The organism is Cellulosimicrobium sp. BMG9.22 (genome assembly GCF_059159975.1).
The window spans coordinates 1-7,431 of sequence record NZ_JBZGBY010000056.1 but is presented as its reverse complement, the minus strand read 5'-3'; the positions used below and the strand labels follow the sequence as shown (position 1 = coordinate 7,431).

Below are 7,431 nucleotides of genomic sequence, written 5' to 3'. Positions count from 1 at the left end.
CGTGTCGGACGGCGCGTGGCGGGGTTGGGTGGTCGGGGTGGGTGGGGGCGCCGCGTCGACCATCCGCCGCTCGTTCCTCGCGGCTCCCGCCAGGCCCGACCACGACGCGGCGCCCCCACCCACCCCGACCGGCGTCGTCTCGCCCTGGTCCTTGCTCACCCTGGGTGACCGCCCGGGTGCTGTGCCCAGCCGGTCCGGCGGCTCCCCCTCGGCGGAAGGCCCAGCGGGTACTGGGGCCGGGCGGGTCGGTCGACTCGCCCCCGCGCGGGCCACCGGGCTCGCCCCCGCGCGGGCCACTGGGCTCGGCGTCGTCGAGAAGTGAGAAACTGCCCCAGAATCGCGCGATTCCGGGGCCGTTTCTCACTTCTCGACAACGCGACGGCGTGACACTTGGTCAGCTCCCGACCCACCGCCGTCGTCGGCAGACCAGGGTTCTCCTTCGGCGGACCCGGCCGCTGCCCGGAGTGAGGTGATGGGCTGAGCGGGTGGGGCGGCGTCGGATGTGAAGGGCGTCAAGGCCGCGCTCCCAAGACCCACGCCCGACAGGCCATGGCGACGGCGCGGACAGCCCGAGCACCGACGTCGCCCCGCACGCGGACCCGACCACAGGACGCCCGACCCAGCCCGAGAACGGCGTCGCCCCGCACGCGGACCCGGCCACAAGGACGCCCGACCCGGCCCGAGAACGGCGTCGCCCCGCACGCGGACCCGACCACAGGACGCCCAGCCGAGCTCGGGCACAGACGCCGCCCCGCACGCCGAGCCCACCACGGACCGGCGACGGCCGACGGCGGTCGTGTCAGGCGAGAGGGCGCGGGCGCCGGGCGCCGGCGAGGGTGGAGGCGAGGATCGCCTCGATGACGAACGCTGTGGCCCCGGCCAGGTCGACGGCGTCGGGGTCGAGGAGCCACTGGGTCTGCAGCCCGTCCATCGCGCCGATGATCGTCGAGGCGGCGAGGTCGAGTGCGGCGTCGGTGAGGTCGTAGTCCGTCTCCGTGTCGCCGGCCGCGCGACGCTCCTCGACCACCTCGCGCAGCGCGCCGGCGATGTCGGCGCGCAGGCCGGTGAAGCGCTCGGTGACCCAGGAGCTCGCGGGGTGGCCGTCGGTGACGGCCTCGCCCGTGAGCACGGTGTACGCCTGGACGATGCCGGGGCGCTCGGCGTTGATCGCGGCTGTCTTGACGAGGTGGCGGAAGAGGTCGAGCCCGCCGGGGATGTGCTGGCCCTCGAGGTGCTCGACGTCGACGCGGTCGCGGAACTCGAGGACCTCCGTGAGGAGCCGGTCCTTCGACCCGAAGTGGTGCAGCACTCCCGCGTGCGTGATGCCGACCTGCTCGGCGACCTCGGCGAGCGAGCCCTGGTGATAGCCCCTCGAGCCGAAGACGCGCATGGCGGCGCGCAGGATCTCCTCGCGGCGCTCGAGCGTCGCCGGGCGCGTGCGGCGGGGGCGACGAGGAGGGCTCGGTGTCCGTGCGGGCGAGGCGCTCTCGGCGGTGTGCCGCTCGGAGGAGACGTCGGTCATGACGTCACCTTACTGGGACCCGATTGCTCTTACTGACTAGTAAGTAATGTGTGATTGAATCGTGCTCGGAATGGCGTCGACGAGGCCGAGGCGTCGTGTCGCCAAGGATCACGGACTGTCTGGGAGAACCTCGTGAGATCTCACACCCGCCGCCGCGCCACGGTCGGCCTGGTGGCTGCACTTGCCGTCGTGCAGCTCGCGACGTCCTGCGCCGCGGGCGGCGGGGCGGACGAGCCGGTGGCCGACGTGTCGCCGGTCCTCACCGTGGGCATGCCCAACACGGTCGAGGAGGAGAACCACAACCCCTTCGACAGCGGCTCGGCGGCGCAGAAGCTCGGCTACGCGAACGTGATCTACGAGCCGCTCGCGCAGGTGAACGTCGTCGAACCTGCCGAGGAGCCCATGCCGTGGCTCGCGAGCGCATGGTCCTGGGACGCGACGTACACCGAGCTCCGGGTGACGCCACGTGAGGATGTGCTGTGGTCGGACGGCGAGCCGTTCTCGGCGGAGGACGTGGCCTTCACGTTCGAGCTGCGCAGGGACGAGCCCACGCTGAATCCCGGGCTCCTGCCGTACGAGGACGTGCGGGTCGAGGGCGCGGACGTCGTGGTGACCTTCGCGACGAGCCAGTACATCAACCGCACGAAGCCGCTGAACACCTTCGTCGTCCCCGAGCACGTGTGGGGCGAGCTCGCCCCGGGGGCGGTCCAGGCGGACCCGAACCTCGCGCCGGTGGGGACCGGGCCGTACGTCCTCGACGACTTCTCGCTCGAGGGCGCGACGCTCTCTGCCCGGGACGACTACTGGGGCGGCGAGCTCGCCGTCCCTACGCTCCGGTACGAGCCGTACGCGGGCAACGAGGCTCTCACGACCGCGTACGTGAACGGTGACGTCCAGTGGGGCTGGGCCTACATCGCCTCGTACGACAAGGTCTACCTCGCGGCCGATCCCGAGCACCACCACCAGTTCGCCCCGACGGGTCTCGGTATCGACGCGCTCTTCCTCAACACGCAGGTGCCGCCGTTCGACGACGTCGCCGTGCGCCGAGCGGTCAGCACGGTGCTCGACCGCAAGGACATGTCGCTCCTCGCGACGTCGGGTGTGTGGCGGCCCCTGCGCAACGTCACGGGTCTGCCGCAGCCGGCCGCCGACGCCTTCATCTCCCCCGAGTACGCCGACCAGGAGTTCACGGTCGACGTCGCGGCGGCTGCCGCGATCCTCGCGGACGCCGGCTACGTGCTGGTCGACGGCGTCCTGCACGACCAGGAGGGCGTGCCCGTGACGTTCACGCTGACGAACCCCGTGGGATGGACCGACTACATGTGGGAGCTCGAGCTCGTCAAGGAGGCGGTGGCGAAGCTGGGGATCGTCGCGACGGTCGAGGGGCAGGACGAGGCTGCGTGGTTCGAGAACATCGGGGCCGGGGCGTTCCAGGCGTCGATGCACTGGACCGAGGGTGGCGCGACCCCCTGGGACACGTACTCGAGCCAGATGAACGGCGCCCACGTGCGCCCGATCGGGACGACGGCGGACTGGAACTACGGGCGCTTCCAGGACGCCGAGGCCGATGCCGCTTTCGTCGCCTACGCGTCGTCGACCGACGAGGCGGGGGGTGCGGAGGCCCTCGCGACGATCCAGCGGGTCTACGTCGAGCAGGTCCCCGCGATCCCCCTGCTCGGGCGCCCGAACGCCGCCCAGTACTCGACCCGCGCGTACACCGGGTTCCCGTCGGACGCCGACCCCTACGCCTCGCCGCAGCCGACAAGTCCGGCCGCGTCCCTCATCCTCACGCGACTGACGCCGAGCCCGCAGGAGTAGCCGCCTCTTCAAGCGCTCTTCCCGGAACCCACACACGGGTCATCTACCGTGGGGGGATGCTCTCCGACCACGCCCCGACGACGCCGCTGCCGACCAGCGGCGCGTCGGGCACGCGGCCGCTGCCGGTGACGCCGGCGACCGCTCCGCCGTCGTACTTCGCCCCACCGCCCGGCGTCGGTCCCACGGGACCGACTCACGGCCCCGTGCCGGGCCCGGCTGCCGGGGGGTCCCGCCCGGCCGCACCCGCGCAGGGGCCGACCGTCGCGGCGCGCGTCGCGGCCGCCGTCGTGGCGATCCTCGCCGTCGCGGTGGCGTGGGCCGTCTGGCGCTTCTTCGTCGACACGTATGCGGGGCAGATGCTCGAGCGCGCCGCGTTCGACGGCGCCGACGCCGGGCAGGGCGCGCTGTGGGCGGTCGCCGAGCCCGTGCTGGACACGGTGTCCGTCGCGTTCGTCGTGGGCGGGCTCGGGGCGGCGATGGGCATCGCGCTGCTGCGTCGCCGCTGGGGGCTCGCGGTGCAGGTCGCCTTCCTCGTCGTCGGGGCGAACGTCACGACCCAGCTCGTCAAGCACTCGTTCCTCGGCCGCGAGAACCTCATCGGCGGCTGGACGGCCGACAACTCCCTCCCGAGCGGTCACACCACCGTCGCGGGATCCGTCGCAGCCGCACTCCTGCTCGTCGTGCCGCGCGCGGCACGGCCGCTCGTGGCCGTCCTCGGCGGCGCGTACACGGCCGCGACCGGCGTCTCGACACTCGTCGGGCAGTGGCACCGGCCGAGCGACGTCGTGGCCGCGGTGCTCGTGGTCCTCGCGTGGGGCGCGCTCGTGTGCGCCTTCACACCTCGCTCGGCCCTCGACCCGGGCGCAGGGGCGTCCCCGGGGTCCGTCGTGACCGCCGTCCTCCTGCTCGTCGGCGCGGGGGCGGCCGGCATGGCGGCGCTGTGGTCGCTACGCGCGACGCCGGCAACCTGGGACACGACGAGCGCGCAGGAGATCACGGCGTACCTCGGCGGGGTCGCCGGCGTCGTCGCGGTCACCGCCGCGGCGTTCGCGATCCTGCTCCTCGTGCGCCAGTCCACCGCTCGCCCCGACCCGCGCGCCGTTCGAGGATAGGGTGCCGCTGGCGCGATGGGCGTAACGTCATAGGCTGCCACGCCGGAGAACACGCACGCACGGACGAAAGCAGGATCGGATGCCACGCAAGCTCGTGATCGTCGAGTCGCCCGCCAAGGCTCGCAAGATCCAGGGCTACCTCGGCGACGACTACGAGGTCGAGGCGAGCGTCGGGCACATCCGCGACCTGCCCCAGCCGTCGGAGCTGCCCGCCGACATGAAGAAGGGCCCGTACGGGAAGTTCGCGGTCGACGTCGACAACGGCTTCGACCCCTACTACGAGGTCTACGCGGACAAGAAGAAGAAGGTCGCCGAGCTCAAGCGTGCGCTCAAGGAGGCCGACGAGCTCTATCTCGCGACGGACGAGGACCGCGAGGGCGAGGCCATCGCGTGGCACCTCCTCGAGGCGCTCAAGCCCAAGGTCCCGGTCAAGCGCATGGTGTTCCACGAGATCACGCGCGAGGCCATCCAGCGGGCCCTGGAGAACACGCGTGACCTCGACGAGCACCTCGTCGACGCCCAGGAGACGCGGCGCATCCTCGACCGCCTCTACGGCTACGAGGTCTCGCCCGTCCTGTGGCGCAAGATCGCGTCCGGCCTGTCCGCGGGCCGTGTCCAGTCGGTCGCGACCCGGCTCGTCGTCGAGCGCGAGCGCGAGCGCATGGCGTTCGTCGCCGCCGAGTACTGGGACGTCACGGGGACGTTCGAGCACGCCGACGACGCCGCGCCCGACGCCGGGAAGGCGTTCGGCGCTCGCCTCGTCCAGGTGGGCGGGACGCGCGTGGCGTCGGGCCGCGACTTCGACGACCGCGGGCAGCTCAAGGCGGCAGCGGCGCGCGACGGCGTCGCGCACCTCGACGAGGCGACGGCGCGCGCCGTCGTCACGGGCCTCGCGGACGCCGCGTTCACGGTGCGGTCGCTCGAGACCAAGCCGTACACGCGTCGCCCCGCCGCACCGTTCACGACGTCGACCCTCCAGCAGGAGGCGAGCCGCAAGCTCCGTATGTCGTCGCGGCAGGCGATGCGCACGGCGCAGTCGCTGTACGAGAACGGCTACATCACGTACATGCGTACGGACTCACCGTCGCTCTCGGCCGAGGCGACGACCGCCGCGCGTCGCCAGGCCTCCGAGCTCTACGGCCCCGAGTTCGTGCCCGAGAAGCCGCGCGTCTACACGTCGAAGAACCAGGGCGCCCAGGAGGCGCACGAGGCGATCCGCCCCGCGGGCGACTCGTTCCGCACGCCCGCGCAGGTCAAGCGCGAGCTGAGCGACGACCAGTTCAAGCTGTACGAGCTCGTGTGGAAGCGCACGGTCGCGTCGCAGATGGCCGACGCCAAGGGCTCGACGGCGTCCGTGCGGCTCGGCGCGCCGCTCGCCGCCGGGGCTGACGTGCCCGCCGCGCTCGCGGGCAGCGACGCGGTGTTCGCCGCGTCCGGCACGGTCATCACCTTCCGCGGGTTCCTCGCGGCGTACGAGGAGAGCTCGGACGTCGACCGCTACGCCGAGGACGCCCCCGTCGCGAGCGCGAAGGGCGACGACGAGGCACGGCTGCCGCAGATGGCCGAGGGCGACTCCCTGCGCGCCGACGAGCTCACCGCCGACGGGCACAGCACCTCCGCGCCCCCGCGCTACACCGAGGCGAGCCTCGTCAAGGCGCTCGAGGAGCTCGGCATCGGCCGTCCGTCCACCTACGCGTCGACGATCTCGACCGTCCAGGACCGCGGCTACGTGCTCTCGCGCGGGCAGGCGCTCGTGCCGAGCTGGCTCGCGTTCGCCGTCGTGCGGCTCCTCGAGGAGCACTTCGAACGGCTCGTGGACTACCGGTTCACGGCCGAGATGGAGCAGGACCTCGACCAGATCGCGGCCGGGCAGCGCGACCGCGTCGCGTGGCTCTCGCGCTTCTACTTCGGCGACGGCACCGGCCGGCCCGAGGGCGAGGGCCTGCGCGACCTCGTCGCCAACCTCGGCGACATCGACGCGCGCGGGATCAACTCGGTGCCGATCGGCGAGGGCATCCAGCTGCGGGTCGGCAAGTACGGGCCGTACGTCGAGGACCTCTCCACGCCCGTGAAGGAGGGGGAGAACCCGCCGCGCGCCTCCGTGCCCGACGACGTCGCCCCCGACGAGCTGACCGTCGCCAAGGCGCGCGAGCTGCTCGCCGCGGGGGCCGACGACGGCAAGGTGCTCGGCACCGACCCGGTCTCGGGCAACGAGGTCATCGCGAAGGCCGGCCGGTACGGCCCGTACGTCACCGAGGTGCTCGACCTCCCGCCGATCGACACGAGCCTGTCGGCCGCGGCCCAGAAGCGGGCGAAGGCCGCCCAGCCCAAGCCGCGCACGGCGTCGCTGCTCAAGACCCAGGCGCTCGACACGATCACGCTCGACGACGCGCTGCGTCTGCTCTCGCTGCCGCGCGTCGTCGGTGTCGACCCTGAGAGTGGGACCGAGATCACCGCGCAGAACGGTCGTTACGGCCCGTACCTCAAGAAGGGCACCGACTCGCGGACCCTCCCGAGCGAGGAGGCGATGTTCACCGTCACGCTCGAGGAGGCGCTCGAGCTGTACAAGCAGCCGAAGCGCGGGCGCGGGGCCACCGCCGCTCCGCCGCTGCGCGAGCTCGGCGACGACCCGAACAGCGGCAAGCCCATCGTCGTCAAGGACGGCAGGTTCGGTGCCTACGTCACCGACGGCGAGACGAACCGGACGCTCCCGCGCGACGTGACCCCCGAGTCGATCACGCCGGAGCAGGCGATCGAGCTGCTCGCCGAGAAGCGCGCCCAGGGTCCGGCCAAGAAGCGCACGACGGCCCGCAAGCCGGCGGCGAAGAAGACCCCAGCGAAGAAGCCCGCCGCCAAGTCGACGAAGTAGCACCCCGGTCGGCCGAGCTAGAACCCCGGTCGGCCGAGGTAGAGCCGTGGTTCTTGTCGGACGGCGCGTGGTCACCTTGGGTGGTCGGGGTGGGTGGGGGCGCCGCGTCT

The 7,431-nt window shown here is 72.6% G+C and carries 4 protein-coding genes; 3 read left to right on the top strand and 1 reads right to left on the bottom strand.

Annotated features, from left to right (window positions below; all coding sequences use genetic code 11):
- Positions 1 to 799: 799 nt before the first annotated feature.
- Entirely contained in the window at positions 800 to 1,522 is a 723-nt protein-coding gene (locus AC4H2H_RS19530) for a TetR/AcrR family transcriptional regulator (RefSeq protein ID WP_494372496.1), read from the bottom strand.
- Between the two features lie 171 nt (positions 1,523 to 1,693).
- Between AC4H2H_RS19530 and AC4H2H_RS19525 the strand changes: the two genes are divergently transcribed.
- The 3 genes from AC4H2H_RS19525 to topA all read left to right on the top strand — a co-directional run bounded on the left by AC4H2H_RS19525 (position 1,694) and on the right by topA (position 7,321).
- A complete protein-coding gene (locus AC4H2H_RS19525; RefSeq protein WP_494372495.1) occupies positions 1,694 to 3,340 on the top strand; it encodes an ABC transporter substrate-binding protein in 1,647 nt (548 codons plus the stop codon).
- Positions 3,341 to 3,396: 56 nt separating this feature from the next.
- On the top strand, positions 3,397 to 4,452 hold the full coding sequence (locus AC4H2H_RS19520) for a phosphatase PAP2 family protein (RefSeq protein WP_494372494.1): 1,056 nt from the start codon (positions 3,397 to 3,399) through the stop codon (positions 4,450 to 4,452).
- 79 nt (positions 4,453 to 4,531) lie between these two features.
- Positions 4,532 to 7,321, top strand: coding sequence for a type I DNA topoisomerase (topA, locus tag AC4H2H_RS19515; RefSeq protein ID WP_494372493.1), 2,790 nt, complete (start codon positions 4,532 to 4,534; stop codon positions 7,319 to 7,321).
- The last annotated feature ends 110 nt before the right edge of the window (positions 7,322 to 7,431 follow it).